Origin of the sequence: Nostoc sp. (assembly GCF_036917515.1) — a bacterium.
Classification (GTDB): Bacteria; Cyanobacteriota; Cyanobacteriia; order Cyanobacteriales; family Nostocaceae; genus Nostoc.
On sequence record NZ_JBALDE010000117.1, the window covers coordinates 43,512 to 59,950 of the forward strand.

General features: G+C 41.4%; 11 protein-coding genes and 2 pseudogenes. 7 read left to right on the forward strand and 6 right to left on the reverse strand.

Annotated features, from left to right (window positions below; genetic code table 11):
- Window positions 1–74 precede the first annotated feature (74 nt).
- Window positions 75–1,136, forward strand: coding sequence for a S66 peptidase family protein (locus tag V7K89_RS15160; protein ID WP_335188397.1), 1,062 nt, complete (start codon window positions 75–77; stop codon window positions 1,134–1,136).
- A 209-nt stretch (window positions 1,137–1,345) separates the two neighbouring features.
- Window positions 1,346–2,965, forward strand: coding sequence for an NAD(P)/FAD-dependent oxidoreductase (locus tag V7K89_RS15165; protein WP_335188399.1), 1,620 nt, complete (start codon window positions 1,346–1,348; stop codon window positions 2,963–2,965).
- Between the two features lie 157 nt (window positions 2,966–3,122).
- Here the strand turns inward: V7K89_RS15165 and V7K89_RS15170 are convergent, their stop codons facing one another.
- Window positions 3,123–3,491 (reverse strand): beta/gamma crystallin-related protein, encoded by a 369-nt coding sequence (locus V7K89_RS15170; RefSeq protein ID WP_335188401.1) that lies wholly within the window; start codon window positions 3,489–3,491, stop codon window positions 3,123–3,125.
- Between the two features lie 711 nt (window positions 3,492–4,202).
- Between V7K89_RS15170 and V7K89_RS15175 the strand changes: the two genes are divergently transcribed.
- Window positions 4,203–5,087, forward strand: a complete 885-nt coding sequence (locus V7K89_RS15175; RefSeq protein ID WP_335188403.1) for a hypothetical protein — start codon at window positions 4,203–4,205, stop codon at window positions 5,085–5,087.
- Window positions 5,088–5,301: 214 nt separating this feature from the next.
- On the opposite strand, the gene V7K89_RS15180 is transcribed toward V7K89_RS15175, so the two are convergent.
- Both V7K89_RS15180 and V7K89_RS15185 read right to left on the reverse strand, forming a co-directional pair.
- Entirely contained in the window at window positions 5,302–5,568 is a 267-nt protein-coding gene (locus tag V7K89_RS15180) for a hypothetical protein (RefSeq protein ID WP_335034998.1), read from the reverse strand.
- Window positions 5,569–6,171: 603 nt separating this feature from the next.
- Window positions 6,172–7,296, reverse strand: coding sequence for a THUMP domain-containing class I SAM-dependent RNA methyltransferase (locus V7K89_RS15185; protein ID WP_335188405.1), 1,125 nt, complete (start codon window positions 7,294–7,296; stop codon window positions 6,172–6,174).
- Window positions 7,297–7,692: 396 nt separating this feature from the next.
- Here V7K89_RS15185 and V7K89_RS15190 point away from each other — a divergent pair, with 396 nt between their 5' ends.
- The gene (locus V7K89_RS15190; protein WP_335188407.1) at window positions 7,693–9,087 is read left to right on the forward strand and encodes a hypothetical protein; all 1,395 of its coding nucleotides are present in this window, start codon (window positions 7,693–7,695) and stop codon (window positions 9,085–9,087) included.
- Window positions 9,088–9,335: 248 nt separating this feature from the next.
- Here V7K89_RS15190 and V7K89_RS15195 read toward each other — a convergent pair whose 3' ends face one another.
- The gene (locus tag V7K89_RS15195; RefSeq protein ID WP_335188409.1) at window positions 9,336–10,223 is read right to left on the reverse strand and encodes a UTP--glucose-1-phosphate uridylyltransferase; all 888 of its coding nucleotides are present in this window, start codon (window positions 10,221–10,223) and stop codon (window positions 9,336–9,338) included.
- 10 nt (window positions 10,224–10,233) lie between these two features.
- A complete protein-coding gene (hemW, locus tag V7K89_RS15200; RefSeq protein ID WP_335188411.1) occupies window positions 10,234–11,415 on the reverse strand; it encodes a radical SAM family heme chaperone HemW in 1,182 nt (393 codons plus the stop codon).
- A 405-nt stretch (window positions 11,416–11,820) separates the two neighbouring features.
- Here hemW and V7K89_RS15205 point away from each other — a divergent pair, with 405 nt between their 5' ends.
- Window positions 11,821–12,897 carry a PIN/TRAM domain-containing protein gene (locus V7K89_RS15205; protein ID WP_335188414.1) on the forward strand — a complete coding sequence of 359 codons (1,077 nt, stop codon included), beginning with the start codon at window positions 11,821–11,823 and terminating at the stop codon, window positions 12,895–12,897.
- A 65-nt stretch (window positions 12,898–12,962) separates the two neighbouring features.
- Here V7K89_RS15205 and V7K89_RS15210 read toward each other — a convergent pair.
- Window positions 12,963–13,650, reverse strand: a pseudogene (locus V7K89_RS15210) (transposase); the annotation flags it as partial.
- Window positions 13,651–13,982: 332 nt separating this feature from the next.
- On the opposite strand from V7K89_RS15210, the gene V7K89_RS15215 reads away from it, so the two are divergent.
- Together V7K89_RS15215 and V7K89_RS15220 are read left to right on the forward strand one after the other, a co-directional pair.
- Complete coding sequence (locus tag V7K89_RS15215; protein ID WP_335188416.1) at window positions 13,983–15,863, forward strand: ABC transporter ATP-binding protein; 1,881 nt, start codon at window positions 13,983–13,985, stop codon at window positions 15,861–15,863.
- A 110-nt stretch (window positions 15,864–15,973) separates the two neighbouring features.
- Window positions 15,974–16,267, forward strand: a pseudogene (locus V7K89_RS15220) (ATP-binding protein); the annotation flags it as partial.
- Between the last annotated feature and the right edge of the window lie 172 nt (window positions 16,268–16,439).

The following is a 16,439-nucleotide window of genomic DNA, read 5'->3' on the forward strand; positions in this document are numbered from 1 at the left end:
ATTTGTGAAAATTCGCGGTATCCAGATCCCCGACTTCTCAAAGAAGCCGGGGATCTAACTTTAACTGAATGGTTATGACTATCAAACGTCGGCAATTTCTCACAACCTGTGGACTTGCTACCTTAGCTACCCAAATATTACCACTTACGGCTGAAGGTAAACTCACAAACACTATCCGCAAACCGCTTCGCCTGCAAGTAGGCGATACCATAGGGTTAATCGCCCCTGCGGGTATTGTTGATGCTAAAGACATCGAAACAGCGCAGAAGTCAATTTCACAATTAGGGTTAAAAGTCAAGCTGGGGAAGCATATTTTAGATCGTTACGGCTATTTAGCGGGTAAAGATGCCGATCGCGCCCAGGATGTAAACTTGATGTTTAGTGATCGCTCCATAAAAGCAATTATTGCCATGCGTGGTGGTTGGGGCTGTAATCGCATTTTACCCTTACTTAACTACTCGCTGATCCGCTCCCATCCGAAAATTCTCATCGGATACAGCGATATTACGACGCTGTTGTTAGCAATTAATGCCCGTAGTCAGGTGATTACTTTTCATGGGCCAGTTGCTACGTCTACCTGGAATCAGTTTACAGTGGATTACTTCAGGCGCATTCTATTTAATGGTGAAGCTGTGACTATGCAAAATCTCAACCTTAGCGAAGTGCGGGTGGAAATAATAGCACCAGGAAAAGCGAGGGGTAAACTTGTGGGTGGAAATTTATCAGTGCTATCAGCGATGGTAGGTTCACCTTACCTACCTTCTTGGAACAAAAGCATTCTGTTTGTGGAAGAAATTGGCGAGGATATTTATCGTGTAGATCGGATGCTGACGCAGTTAAAAACTGCTGGGATACTTAATCAAGTTGCTGGCTTTATCTTTGGGCAATGCACCAATTGTAGTTTTGGCGATGAACCATCATTTACTTTAATGCAAGTATTGCAAGACCACATACTTCCTTTAGGTATTCCTGCTTGGTACGGTTCAATGATTGGTCATATTAAAGATAAATTTACCTTGCCAATCGGTGTAGAAGTGGAAATAGATGCTGAACTTGGGACAATACGAATGTTAGAGTCGGCTGTCAGCCCCTTTGGGGAAGTCAAAAGTCAAAAGCCAAATAATTTTGGATTTTAGATTTTAGATTTATTTTGCGTAGTTTGCTTATTGCGGAGCGAGTATAAATTTGGGCGCAGCTTTAAGAGATAAATTCGTGTTCAGACCTTTTTAAATTTTAAACTTCGGCGTGAACGCTCAGTCGAACGCTTTTGAATCTTCAATTCCATTATCCAAAATTCGCTGATTTTGATTAATATTTTGATAGATAGTATGCATTTCTCCTCGCTATGTTACGCCTAACAGAAGTAAAGCTCCCGCTCAATCATCCTGAAGATGAAATCAAGACTGCCATCCTCAAAAAGCTGCAAATCACGGTTGAAGAATTGATCGGCTATTCCATCTTCAAGCGTAGCTACGATGCCCGTAAGAAAGGAGAGATTACCCTTGTTTATATTCTGGATGTAGAAACGACTCAGGAGACTTATCTACTCAAGCGCCTGAAAAAAGATCCCCATGTAATGGCTACGCCAGACATGAATTATCGCCCAGTAGCACAAGCACCTACTAATTTGACGATTCGCCCTATCGTGATTGGTACTGGGCCTTGTGGCTTGTTTGTGGGTTTGATGCTGGCGCAAATGGGGTTCCGTCCGATCATTTTAGAACGTGGCAAACAAGTCCGCGATCGCACCATTGATACCTTTAACTTTTGGAAGAAAAAATCAGATTTCAACCCAGAATCTAATGCCCAGTTTGGCGAAGGTGGTGCAGGTACATTCTCCGATGGCAAACTCTACAGTCAAGTCAAAGATCCTCAGCATTATGGGCGTAAGGTACTAACCGAACTCGTCAATGCGGGAGCCTCACCAGAAATTCTCTATATCAACAAACCTCATATTGGCACATTCAAACTGGTGGGAATCGTCCAAAGTATGCGTGCCAAAATCGAATCCCTAGGCGGTGAAATTCGCTTTCAAAGTCGGGTGGAAGATATTAACATCGAAAATGGACAGGTGCGGGGAGTCACCCTCGCCAGTGGGGAATATATCGCCAGCGATTATGTAGTTCTTGCAGTTGGTCATAGCGCCCGCGATACTTTCCAAATGCTATTTAATCGTGGAGTTTACATAGAGCCGAAACCTTTTTCTATCGGCTTTCGAGTCGAACATCCTCAGTATCTCATCGACCAATGCCGTTTCGGCGCTCACGCTGGTCATAAGCTTTTAGGTGCTGCCGATTACAAACTGGTTCACCACTGCGAAAATGGTCGTTCTGTCTATAGTTTCTGTATGTGTCCGGGGGGCTTGGTGGTTGCAGCCACATCAGAACGGGGGCGAGTCGTCACCAATGGAATGAGCCAATACTCTCGTAATGAGCGTAATGCCAATAGTGCGATCGTTGTGGGCATCACCCCCGCAGATTATCCGGGCAACGCCTTAGCGGGAATTGACTTTCAACGGCGCTTGGAAGAACGAGCATTTGAGTTGGGCGGTAGCACTTATGAAGCACCAGGGCAGTTGGTGGGAGACTTTCTCAACCATCGTCCCTCGACAGCATTTAACACTGTTAAGCCATCTTATACACCAGGGGTACATTTGGGTGATTTGAGTCAGAGTTTACCAGATTATGCGATCGCCGCCATCCGTGAAGCACTTCCCGCTTTTGACAAACAAATTAAGGGTTTTGCAATGGACGATGCTGTGTTGACAGGGGTGGAAACCCGCACGTCATCACCGATTCGGATTAAACGCCAAGAAGATTATCAGAGTTTGAATACAGTTGGTCTTTATCCGGCTGGGGAAGGTGCGGGATACGCGGGGGGAATTCTCTCAGCGGGTATCGATGGAATTAAGGTAGCAGAGGCGGTGGCTTTAAGTATTTTGAGAAATTGCGATCGTAAAATCTGAAATAGTGAACGCGATGCCTACGGGAAGCTGCCAAGAGTGCAAAGTATGAGTAGTTGAAAGCATTTAGAAGATCGGATTAAGTGACATACTTCACTTTCAGGACAAGTGCCTTATTCCTAGCTGTCTAATACTTATCCGAACTGTATTGGAGGATGACTTAACGAATTGATTTGAGCGATGAGATTCTATTATTCAGCTTACCAAGGTTTCCACGAGCCTCGTCTGGTCCTACATCAATATATTCACCTCTGAAGTTTTTGTCTGCGTAGAATCTCCACTTTTGACCATTGTTGACTTGAATAGCTGAGGCTTTGTTGTTGAATCCAAACTTAGTTAAATCGGCCACAGCATTATTTGTATCAAACGATGCTCCTTTTCCAATTTGTTGATCCCACAAAGTTACATCTGTTACAGTCTGTGAAGATTGTGCTGATACACTTGTATGGTAAATGGTAAATCCACCTATAGAACTGGCAATTAAAACTGCCAAAAGTGTGAATTTATTAGTCAGCATTACTGGATTCATGATGTTTTTTTCCTATTTTGTAAGTGAAACTTGACTTCTATATATTTATCGGTGTGAGGAATCAATATTATGCATTTAGTAAGAAAAAATTTATTTTTGCCAAGCTGTACTAGCAGTCCACCTGCATAAACTTTTTACAATTTATATATTTCTATATCTTTAAATCATAAAATCTGACATTGCGAGCGTAAAATCTGAAATAGTGAATGCGATGCCTACGGCGGTAAACTACGCAGTCTCAGCATCCGATTTTGAGTTGAGAACGATCGCCTAAAATAGTTACAATCTAGCCCGCCGAAAAACAATCTATGGCTCAAACCTTCTTGATGATTTAGAGCAAGCACTGAATGCTCAAGCAAAACGTTTGAATAAGTCTCTAGAGGAAGTTATATTGCAAGTACTATCACAACAATTAACAACTTAATTTCAGTCGAACTTTATACAGCAAATAGACATATACCTGCTTCTCTAACTAATTGGCTCCCTAAGTGTAGTTATTCCTGATTTAGCACAGAAATGACTTCTGTATTGGACAAGCCCTAATGTCTTTTTTAGTCATTACATTAAGTACATTTATAAGAGCTTGATTTAACTCTTGATAAGTTTTGACAACTTGCGAATGTAATATAAATTATTTAGCTTTGGGTGTTTTTATTCTTATTTGTACCCCTAAACGTTTACAATTAATTTAATGGCAACAGAATTACAGTAATGATGAACAAATTCAAATATTTTTCCATTTTATTTTTATATATCCTTTTGATGGACGGAGCGACTATAAATGTTTCTGCCCAGGCTGCTGGAAGTAAAATTTTAGTAACGGCTCAAAACGAATCTCTTGACAAATCGGATATTGATAAAATTATCACTTTTTACGAATGGGCTTTTTCAGCAAAATTCACTAGCGAACAGCGCAATGAATATCAGTCAATCAAATTAAATGAGTTTCGCAAAGACCCAGATGGAACCAGAAAAAGCATTGATAATATAATTTCTAATTATACACAAGCTCGTGCTAAGAATGAAGAGGAACAAAGCCGGATTCGGCAGGCATTTAACGGAGAATTTGTAGGGCAATTGCGAAATTTACCGAATGATGCAGAAGCTAAACTTTTACTGTCTGTTTACGATAGTGCACACGCTGGCGAAACTGCTTCAAATGATGCTGATAATTCATCTGGTAGCATTGGAGAGATTTCGTCGCTGGTTGGAAAATGGGTTTGGACGCATACCGGAAACAGTGCTGTAAGCACGAGTGGCGCATATATCGGATCGAATGGTTCGCGTTTCACTTATCAATTTCTACCGAACGGAACGGTCGAATTTACGGGAATAATGAACGTAATGAACGGCAGCTGCAACCAGCAAATTTTTCAATCTCGAAAAGGAAAAGTCAGTCTGAGCGGCAGTACGATGACAATTAACTGGTCTCCAGCAACTTTCACTCGTGACTTTTCGTGCGACACAGCTAATAACTATACGAAAACTTTGCCTGCCGAAAATGAAACTTATCAGGTGAAATTCAAAACCGATTTAGGTCAGAAACAGCTTTGTCTGATAAGTAAGGACGAAACCTGTTTCAGCCCAACAAATTAGGCAAAATGACAAAGCCAGCTTTATTCATTTACTCAAGTAGCTAGATTGTCAATTTAAAAAAGGCGATCGCGAAATAGCCATGTGGATTCTAATATCAAGTCCCACCTAGATGCTTTCGAGGTAGGGCTTTTGTTTTTATGTCTGGAGTCGATATGCAATCATCTATCAAGCGCGATGGCGTACACGCCCGCCGTAGGCGATCGCAGTGCAGAATTTATCCGATTGTTAAAGCTGGTTCTTTACAGAAGTTAAATAGGGCTGACTCAGTTTTTGATTCATCTTCAAATACAGCAGAAATGTACCATTCACAGGGCGAACCATTCGTATATTCAGCCCAAGCAATTGTTGCTGTTTCACCTGATGGAATCCCTGACTCACCCAAGTTAAATGAAGCCCACTCTTCATCATCGACAGATACCCACAACTCTGTAATTGCCAATTCAGTTTTATTGGTAACGGTAAAGGTGAATTGGTCTGACATAAATAGCCTTGCCTTTTAATGATAAATAAATTGCAGATTGTCAGTCACTGATTATACTGCCACTTGTTTCAAAAGTTGTCATACTAACTGCCAGAATATAGACTTACACATAGTTTCAAGTTTGTTTGACTTAATTTAAATTTCTTAAAGAGTATTAAAAATATTACCGATTCAGATTGAGTCTATCGAGATAGCCAATGCCATGCAACAGCAGATTTAGGTCGCGGTTCTCACAAACTCCGACAATACAGTACATCCCCAGTGTCACAAAATTTTCAGGCAATGTATTTTTTACTGAGCAAAAGGAATTGAGAGCGATCGCTTTAAACATACTACAAACCAGAAATAGCAAAATCTGATCGATTCTGTCTTAATACAGTTTTGTGTAAAAGCGTAGCATTTTTAATGTAGGGGGATGCATTGGCATTGTATTGAGACGCATTGACATTGCAGGGGGATGCATTGGCATTGTATTGAGACGCATTGACATTGCAGGGGGACGCATTGACATTGCAGGGGAATGCATTGGCATTGCAGGGGGACGCATTGACATTGCAAGGTATTGCTAAATTTAATTCGCTACGAATTAATGAAATGCTGTACTTAGTACAGTTCATATTTCATTAACTGACAGGGCAGCGTTCCGTTGTACACTGCAATCCGTTGGGATGATTTGAGTCCAATCGATTGAGACAGTTCCTTGTTGCCACTGAGGACAAATGCAGTCCAGCCTTTGAAGCGTTGTTTGAGTACATCGCCCAAAAGTTTATAGAACGCCCCTAGATCGCTATCTCGCCCCAGCCGTTCGCCATAAGGTGGATTGCAGAATAAAATCCCACTGTCTGCGGGGGCAACAACATCAGCAAGCTCCATTTGAGAAAACCATACATGATTATCAACGCCGCAGTTTTGAGCATTGTTAATCGCTTGCTCGATTATATTTTCATCGCGATCGCTTCCCCAAATAGGCGCAGTCAGGGTATCCAGTTGGCTGTCCTTAGCTTCTTGGAGCAGTTTTTCTAAAAGGGATAAGTCAAAATCCAGCCAAGTTTCAAATCCAAAGCGATCACGAAACAGCCCTGGTGCAATGTTAAGTGCCTTTAAGCTAGCTTCCAGGGGTAAAGTGCCAGACCCACACAGAGGATCGTAGAACATCTGGTCTGGTTGCCAACCCGAAAGTTGAATCAGGGCAGCAGCTAGAGATTCTTTGAGAGGGGCTGCTCCAACCGCAGGACGGTAGCCTCTACGGTGTAAACTATTTCCAGAACTGTCGAGTTTGACGGTACAACTATCGCGTTCAATATGAACATTGATCCGCACATCTGGGTCATGAAGCTCTACATTTGAACGTTCGCCCAGATTTTCTTGCTGCTGGTCAACGATCGCATTTTTGATCTGGAGAGATGTAAAGTGGCTGTGGTTGAGGCGATCGTTTTTGCCCGTGACATTCACTGCCAGCGTCATGTCTGGCGTGAGATAGTTTTGCCAATCGATAGTCTGGATACCGCGATAGAGATCCTTGGCATCAAGGCATGTAAACTCATGGATGTTTACCAAGATTCGGAACGGTAGCCTAGCCCAGAGGTTGACGCGATAAAGTAGGGTGCGATTGCCCTCAAAAGCTACACCGCAAAACCCCGGCTCCACTGAATGAGCACCCAGCTGCTCTAACTCCTGAGCCGCAAGAGTTTCTAATCCACGAGCAACCGTTGCAAAATACTGATTCATCCTCTAATCCAAAGCATTATCTTCATTGCTCACCCTTTGACGCACTTTAGCTTAACTCATATCTTGTGACATTCTCTCTCGTTAAGTCTGCGATTATAACCTTGTGAACAATAAATAAATTTACTTGCTCTAAAAGAAAGTGGTAGAGGGCAAAAAATATATTTTCTTCCTTTTGCCTCCTGCCCTCTGCCTCTCTTCGGTAACTCAACACAACAAGCCCTAGACAAACGAAATCAAGCCTGAGTAAAGACACAGCAAATATTTGATCAAAGAGATTATATTTTCTTGAGTTTAAGTACTATCTTAAATCAATTAACCCTGCTAATATCAAGCTGAAATCCTACTCAGGCACTTTGCCATACAAACCATGAATAAAAATAGTCAGAGGGAAAAACTATGAGTTTAGTATCTGATATTGTTCTGGTACAAGACTTAACATCGTCATCTGATGACAATTTAGTCCAGCTTAAAGCCATACTTCCGGCGACGGTAAATCGCTTAACCAATCCGACGTTAGCAAGTATCTTTGGTGATGACCTGAAATTTGGTATTGGCTCTTTCAAGGATAAGCCACTTCCGCCTTTTGGGGGTTACGCTGACTATGTATATCAAGTAGAAGTCGCTTTGACAAATAATGTCACAACAATTAAAGATAAAATCTTTGACTTTCAAGCTTTTGGTGGCAATGATGGACCAGAATCACAATTATTTGCACTCTTGTTCTCAGCTTTAAATACCGGCAGTCTTGGTTACAGAGTCGGTTCATTTCGTGTTGTTATAGTAGCTACCGATAGTATTTATCACGTTGCTGGCGATCGAGCAGCAGTTAGACCAAGTGATAGTATTGGCAATAATGGAGATGGGATAGCTGATGCTTATGAAGATTATCCAAAGATCGAACAAGTAAAAACTGCGCTAGAAGCAAATAACATTATTCCAATTTTTTTAACTACGAGTAATGTTGCAGCCGATTACGAGACACTAGTTACCCAGCTTGGTCGAGGTGCTGTACTGACTCTTGGTTCTAAAAGTGAGAATCTTGCAGATACCATAAAAGAGGCAGTTGCTCGAGCCAGAAATGCGATCAGTACTGATGTCACTACAACCAATGGAAACGACACCTTTAGTTCAGAGAATTTTTCAACTGGCGATAAGGTTATTTTTGCTGGGGACGGTGATGACAGCATTTCGCTTTCTAGTGTTATTGGTAATCATTACATTGATGGGGGGGCAGGTTCTGACGTCCTCGTTGGTGGAACTGGTGCAGACAAAATCGATGGGGGTAGTGATGATGACAACCTTGTGGGGGGCAACGGTGATGATATTCTTTTTGGCAGTAGCGGAAAAGATATTCTGGTCGGGAACATAGGCAACGATTACCTACAAGGAGATAGTGGAGATGACTTACTAGAAGGAGGCGCTGGTTCAGATATGTTTGCATTTGCAACAGGATCGAAGTTTGATATTGGGGAACTTGGAGTTGATGTTATTAGTGACTTCAATCCTGAGCAAGACAAGATCCAACTATCTAAATCTACCTTTACCGCTCTAAGTAACTCAGTCTTCCCAACTAAATTAAATTCCGCAGACTTTGATACAGTCATAAACGATACTTTAGCTGCAAGTAGTAGTGCGGTGATTGTTTATAATAGCGCAAATGGTAGTCTCTTTTATAACCCTAATGGTTCGGCGGATGATTTTGCTGAAATTAATTCCGGGGGTAAATTTGCACAATTGGGTACTAACTCTTTTCCGGCTCTAACTACCGCTAGTTTTGAGGTAGTTTTTTAAGGAGGCAGTAGGAAGGAAGTAGAAATTCTTTGTGTCTGATTTAAAGTCCTGCATTTTGTAACTCATCTACCTGAAAACTGCTTTAACAAAAAAACAGGAGGCTGTCACCAGGGGCAAATTAAACGGTATAGTTTCAAGATCCCTCAAGTCCTTGCTCATCACTCTGCTTACCTCAATGGATTACTGTCTGCTTAAGCCATCTTAAAAAGTGAGATCCTCCCAGACAAACGAATTGAACTATGATTAATCTATATTTTTATAAAATCAATCATTGTTTGACGATAAGCATTTGGTAAACCTGTATCAAAACACTTGCCTTTAACAACGAATCCGGTCATTTCCTCTTCCTGACGCAATTTTTCAAGACAGGATGTTAACTGAAATTCACCTCGTTCTCGAAAATTTTGGTTAATATGTTCTGCTAAAAAATCAAAAATTTTCGGCGTTAGTAAATATAAGCCAAATATACCTAAAAAATCATTTTCTGACATTCCCTCTACACGTAAATGCTCTTGTGCAAACTCTATAGTCGGTTTTTCATAGAGTTGTGTAACTGACAAAATCGAGTTTAACTCTTGCCAAACTCCTGTTATACACCCAGCTTTATGAATAATTTCTGCTGGCATTGTAGTTAAGCCAACAATGTTTTGATTAACTTGTTCGTAAACATCTAAAATTTGACGCGCACAAGATTTTTCAATATCAGATGCATAAATATGGTCGCCTAACATGAGCAAAAACGGCTCATCTTGCACCCAATCTTTGGCACAAAATACGGCATGACCATAGCCTAGTTGCTCCTCTTGCAACAAAATTGTAATTTTGCTACCTAAATCTTCCAGATATCGACTATATTCTTGATTTTCTGGTGATAGTTTTTGTAAAAGCTCTTTTTTGGGTGGATTTTTCAATAAATCTGTAAATATTTTTTTGTCATCCGGCTGCACCACTATCCCTACTTCTGCAATTCCAGCACTAATTGCCTCTTCAATAATTGCGAGAATCACAGGTTTTGCCTTACCATCTCGATCAATAATCGGGAAAAGTTCTTTTTTCACAACTTTGGTAGCTGGAAACAACCGAGTGCCGAAACCAGCTACCGGAATCACAGCTTTTCTAACTTGATTTTTTTGCATAAGCAGTTCGTCACCCTAATTTCTCAAACAACTCCGCTAATACTACATTAGAAAATAAAAACCCTTGGGGATCAATTAAACGCAACCTTCCCTCTGCAATTTCCACCCAACCTTTCTCAAAATACCCTTGCAAACATCGGCAAATCTTCTCTACGTTTTCTTCCCCAAACGCCTCTACCAACGCCGCCAAACTCAAACCCTCTGCTAAACGCAACCCCAACATTAACGTTTCTAACAATACTTCCTTTGGGGGAGTCAGATCACAATCAATTACACCGCCAGCTTGTACCCACTGGTAATACTCCCTAGTTTTGCGCGGACGAGTGAACCGCTTTCCCTCAACATAACTCGCCGCACCCATACCAAAGCCATAATAAGGGCGGTTTTCCCAATAAACCCGATTATGCCGACACTGATGACCAGGTTGAGCATAATTGGAAATTTCATAATGTTCATAACCTGCACTAGTTAAAACCTGCTGCCCCATCTGGTACATTTTGACTGTGGCTTCATCCGTAGGCATTGGAGTATCGCCAGGTTTGTAGTAACGACCAAAGGCTGTATCTGGTTCGATGGTAAGATCGTAAATGGAAATGTGAGTGGGTGCGATCGCCACCGTTTTTTCTAGGGAATCCTGCCATTGATCCAAAGACTGATGCGGCAATCCAGAAATTAAGTCTAAGCTAAATACGGGAATCTTGACTTGGTGGATTAGTTCCACCGCTGCAAAAATATCTTCAACTGAGTGCGATCGCCCCGCCCTTTGCAATAATTCTGATTGAAAGGCTTGTACACCCAAACTAACCCGGTTCACCCCTGCACTGTGATAGCCTGCTATGTGAGCTAAATCAAAGGTAGCTGGGTCAATTTCCATAGAAATCTCTGCGCCAGACGCAATCCCAAAATGCTTGTGTAGCTGTGTCAGTATCCGTTGTAGCTGCTCTATTGATAGCAGCGAAGGAGTACCACCACCGAAGAAAATTGTCTTTAGAGGTTGACCAAATGCTGGTGTAATGGCAATTTCTTGACATAGCACCTCAACATATTGGGAGATAGTACCAGATGTTTCGCCCCGCAAGCGATCGCCCACAACAGACACCGGGAAATCACAATAAAAACACCGCCGTCTACAAAAGGGAATATGCACATAAGCAGAACTCGCAATTCCAGAAATACTAAATTTTTTACTCATTTTGAGAAAAGTTTTAAGTTAATTCAACTGCGAATTAGAGACAATGAAAATGACGTGAGAATTCAGGAATTAGGAGTCAGGAGTCAGGAGTCAGAAGAATTGTAAAATTAAGCGTGTAATCACTTCTTAATTTTATTAAAATTACTAAGTCTAGGTATGAAAGTCTTTTTAATTCTGACTTCTGGATTCTAACTTTTTACAAAATAAGTAGTTTATTTACAAGTTTTTGTCTTTTTACAACGAAACAATGAAAAATATTAAGATAAAAGCCTTTGGTTATAATAATTGCAGATATTGTCAGCCTAAACCCTTAGTGTAAGGCAATATTGATAAGTTTATCTTACCGATGAAATAAAAAATACTTAAGTTTATCGGTGAACACAGTTGCAGGAAAACAAGACAACCATGCTTGACGCCATTATTATTTTTTCATTCATCCTAGCAGCGTCGGGAATAGGGTTCTACAGCATTGAACTACTACCCAATGGGGCGCTAGATCAGGTAACGAATCTAGAAGCTTTACGCTTAGTTGTTGCCGTCTTTGCCGCTATTATTGGTGGTGCGATCGGGCTGAGTTTCCAGACGACATATCGTCGCCTAGAATCACAAGTCAAAGAAATGCCTCTGGAAGCGATCTTAACTCGTGCCATTGGGTTAGTGATTGGGCTATTACTAGCCAACCTGATGCTAGCCCCATTATTTTTGCTCCCAATCCCGGCGGATTTTGGATTTATTAAGCCATTGGTGGCAGTTGTCGGTAGTATCATCCTCTCCGTCACTGGCATGAATTTGGCAGACACCCACGGACGAGGCTTATTGCGGTTCATTAATCCCAACACCGTCGAATCATTGGTAGTGGAAGGAACATTAAAACCAGCCAATACCAAAGTTTTAGATACTAGCTGTATTATTGATGGTCGCATTGAAGCCTTACTAGAAACAGGGTTTCTAGAAGGGCAAATTCTCGTACCACAGTTTGTCTTGCAAGAACTTCAACAAGTAGCGGATGCTAGCAAAGACCAAAAACGGGTGCGGGGAAGGCGAGGACTAGAAATTCTCAACCGTATTAAGGAAGATTATCCTGATCGCATCCTGATTAATGCAGTTGACTACGAAGATATTCCCACAGTAGATGCGAAGTTAGTACGCTTTGCCCAAGAAATTAGTGGCACACTGCTAACCAACGACTACAACTTGTCTAAAGTCGCCAGTGTTCAAAAAGTACCTGTTTTGAATGTGAATGATTTAGTAAATGCCGTCCGTCCTAGTTATTTACCTGGCGACAACTTGGATTTGAAAATTCTTAAGGAAGGCAAAGAACCTAGTCAAGGTATTGGCTACCTAGATGACGGCACAATGGTAGTTGTTGAAGAAGGTAGCAGTTATGTGGGTGGTGAACTACGAGTAGTAGTCACAAGTGCTTTGCAAACTACAGCAGGAAGAATGATTTTTGCCAAACCCCAAGCTTCAGCATTGGCATGAAACAATGGGATGTTCATTTCGAGTGACACTTGGTAATCGGTGCAGGTTGACTCATTGGTGTCAACTTAAGAAGATAAAGCCCAAATTTGTTGGATGTAAGCGTCAATCTCAAGGGTGACGCTTACGCCTGGTTTTGATTAATCCCAGGAGTTTATGGTGTTCAATGAGGTAGGTAACAACATCAGAAGCTTCGTCACGTAGAACAGCTTGAGAAAAATAGTATAAGCCACGAAAGACTATTTACGTATAAATACGCTCCTTGGGTTGATTTAAAGCGATGCCAAAGGCAAGCTGCAAAGCATCTACGCTATATCAATACATAATTGATTGAGAACAGCATAAAAAATCCGGTGTTGCCAGAATTTGGATTTGTACACCGTTTGTATTGCCTACCCAGATATAAGCTAAACCCAAAAGCCGTTTTGTCAGTAGAAAAGCGTCTTCAACTCGCCAACGCATACGATATAATTCAGACACCTGTTGTGCAAATAACATTTGCGGATCAACTACATTAGTCAGATAGTAATACCAAGTTGCACCTCACAACACAGAAACTAAGCGAACTCGATGCTTACAGGGATGAGAACGGTATTCACCCATCGCGATTATTTCATCGCGATAGAATTGACCATTTAACAAACACTTGTTGACTTTGTAGGCAGTTTTTTCTCGCAGTCGGGTGACAAAAAACTTGTTAGTTGCAGTGAACTCATCAAACCAAGGAAATTTAAAAAATCTCAAATCAAAAATCAAGCCTTTGGGCTGTAACCCAGTCAGCGCACCCTGAAAGCTTCCACCCCTAGAAAGTCCTTATGTTTAGCAGTTGGTTCGTCAATGATTCTGTGGGCTACGGTTGTGAATCGTTTTGAGCCACCAAATTAAATTAAACAGTGGCAAAATTTCTGGGTAGAGGACTGATAGTTTTAAGATTGCAAAATGTAAAGGGAATCATCCAAATCTTGAGGAATATAGGGTCTTAGTAGTAGTCTTGCAGTTTCTATCTCAGGCATGGTATCAGAGTAAGAAGATAAACGCTACTTTAAACAAGCGTGTTTTTTTCCAAACATTAATATAATGCTCTTACTATGAGCATCTACCAATCTCTGAAAAAATCTTATACACCAGATCGTCGGCCTGAAAATGACTGGCGGTTATTTTTGCGTTTGGTGCCTTATGCCCGTCGTAACGGACGGCTACTGGCGCTATCAATGTGCCTACTCCTACCGATCGCACTAGCTAATGCTTTACAACCTTTCTTGATTGGCCAAGTAATCTCCCTAATTCGTAACGAACCAAGCACTTACGAATTTTTCAGGAATCGTCCCTTCTCACAAGGGCTAAATATCCTAGAGGGATTACTGGTAATTGTGATCGCCATCCAACTGCTGTTGACAGGTTTCCAAGGTTATATAGTCCAAAAGCTAGGGCAACAAATCACCGCAGCAATTCGCCAAGACTTATTTCAGCATGTAACATCTTTAGCAGTGCGCTTTTTTGACAGCACACCCGTAGGTAAATTAATTACCAGAATCACCAGTGATGTGGAAGCGTTAGGCGATGTCTTTTCTACTGGGGCAATTGGCATTATATCCGATTTGTTTTTAATGCTGGTGACTTTGGGTTTAATGTTTTCCATCCAGTGGCAACTTTCTTGCTTGCTGTTATTGATGCTGTTACCAACTAGCTGGGTAATTGTTTACATTCAAAAACAGTACCGCAAAGCCAATTACAAAGGGCGAGAAGAACTTTCGATCCTGAATTCACAGCTACAAGAAAATGTGCTTGGTATTAACGTAGTGCAGTTGTTCCGTAGAGAAAAATTTAATGCCGAATTGTTTCGTACTACGAACAACAACTACATTCAACAAATGGATAAAACCATCTTTTATGATTCATTTGTTTCAGCAACCTTAGAATGGATTGGACTGATTGCGATCGCAGGTGTTTTGTGCGTGGGTGGTTGGTTGCTGTTGGGAAAAAGCTTGACTTTCGGGACTTTATCTACATTTGTATTGTATGCCCAGCGATTATTTGACCCTTTAAGGGCTTTTGCGGAAAAATTTACAGTAATTCAAGCTGGTTTCACTGCCATTGAACGCGTAGGCGATGTATTAGATGAACCGATAGAAATTCGCGATCGCGCCAATGTCCGCTTCTCAATATTTGATGCGAAATTTGGCTACATCGACGAAATCCTGGCAAATCTAGAATCGTCAGACCTCACTTCTCCTCCAGAACTGGGAGAGATTCGTTTTGATCGCGTCTGGTTTGCTTACAAAAATGATGATTACGTAATTAAAGACTTAGATTTCACCATTCATCCAGGTGAAAAAATTGCATTAGTTGGCCCCACTGGTGCAGGTAAAACTTCAATTATCCGTCTTTTGTGCCGCCTCTACGAACCTACCCAAGGACGCATTCTTATAGATGGTGTAGACATTCGAGAAGTACCACAAGCAGAACTGCGGCGTTACATGGCAGTAATTTTACAAGAAGGCTTTTTGTTTGCTGGCGATGTTAAAAGCAACATTTCTTTAGGAGATGGCTATACTACTGAACAGATTCAACAAGCAGCAGAGCAAACCAACATTGCCCAGTTTATAGAAGAACTACCCCAAGGTTATGATACTCAACTTCGAGAACGGGGTACAAATATTTCTAGCGGTCAAAAGCAACTTTTAGCCTTTGCGCGGGCTGCGATTCGCAATCCGCAAATTTTGGTACTAGATGAGGCTACCGCTAGTTTGGATGTTGGCACAGAAGCTTTAGTCCAAGAAGCATTAAACCAGCTTTTAATCAGACGTACCGCGATTATTATCGCTCACCGCTTGTCTACGATTCGCAATGTAGACCGGATTTTTGTTCTCAAGCGTGGCGAATTAATCGAACAGGGAAGTCATGAGCAACTACTGCAACAGGGAGGGCTTTATGCCACTCTACATAACTTGCAGATGTTGGGAAGTTAGAGGATAGATAGTCAAAAACTCACATTTTCTCCAAAAATAACTTAATTTTGCGGAATATGTAACAGAGTTTGTGTTGACAATTAAAGAAAAGCCTTGTTGTGACGTAGTTAATGAAACTGGATTTACAGAAGTTTTATCAGGCTTGCAACCCTAGCAAGACTTTGGCTGTAGAAAATGCTGAGGATCGAAAGTACTATATTGATTTTTCCTCAGTGCACGGTGGCAGGATTATTGAGGAGTTGAGGGAGAATATTACATTTTTCTCACCTGAAGGCCCTACCTGCGAATTATTTACAGGTCATATCGGCTGCGGCAAATCTACAGAATTGCTCAGGCTGAAAGCAGAGTTAGAGCAATCAGACTTCCATGTGGTATATTTTGAGTCCAGTCAAGACATGGAAATGGGTAAGCGGCGATGATGGATACCGAGTTTTGGTACACAGTCGGTTCGTCTATGAGTACCGAGACACTCAGGGGTCTTGGTTTGAAATAAATCCGATTTTGGCAGAAGCACCAGGGTTGCAGCTTTAAGTTAAGAGTTAGGAGTGAGGAGTTAAGAGTTAAGAGTTATTATTC

Excerpts from the sequence above, each read along its gene's own strand:
- V7K89_RS15160 (WP_335188397.1), top strand. The coding sequence starts at position 75 with ATGACTATCAAACGTCGGCAATTTCTCACAACCTGTGGACTTGCTACC.
- V7K89_RS15165 (WP_335188399.1), top strand. The coding sequence starts at position 1,346 with ATGTTACGCCTAACAGAAGTAAAGCTCCCGCTCAATCATCCTGAAGAT.
- V7K89_RS15170 (WP_335188401.1), bottom strand. The coding sequence starts at position 3,491 with ATGAATCCAGTAATGCTGACTAATAAATTCACACTTTTGGCAGTTTTA.
- V7K89_RS15175 (WP_335188403.1), top strand. The coding sequence starts at position 4,203 with ATGATGAACAAATTCAAATATTTTTCCATTTTATTTTTATATATCCTT.
- V7K89_RS15180 (WP_335034998.1), bottom strand. The coding sequence starts at position 5,568 with ATGTCAGACCAATTCACCTTTACCGTTACCAATAAAACTGAATTGGCA.
- V7K89_RS15185 (WP_335188405.1), bottom strand. The coding sequence starts at position 7,296 with ATGAATCAGTATTTTGCAACGGTTGCTCGTGGATTAGAAACTCTTGCG.
- V7K89_RS15190 (WP_335188407.1), top strand. The coding sequence starts at position 7,693 with ATGAGTTTAGTATCTGATATTGTTCTGGTACAAGACTTAACATCGTCA.
- V7K89_RS15195 (WP_335188409.1), bottom strand. The coding sequence starts at position 10,223 with ATGCAAAAAAATCAAGTTAGAAAAGCTGTGATTCCGGTAGCTGGTTTC.
- hemW (WP_335188411.1), bottom strand. The coding sequence starts at position 11,415 with ATGAGTAAAAAATTTAGTATTTCTGGAATTGCGAGTTCTGCTTATGTG.
- V7K89_RS15205 (WP_335188414.1), top strand. The coding sequence starts at position 11,821 with ATGCTTGACGCCATTATTATTTTTTCATTCATCCTAGCAGCGTCGGGA.
- V7K89_RS15215 (WP_335188416.1), top strand. The coding sequence starts at position 13,983 with ATGAGCATCTACCAATCTCTGAAAAAATCTTATACACCAGATCGTCGG.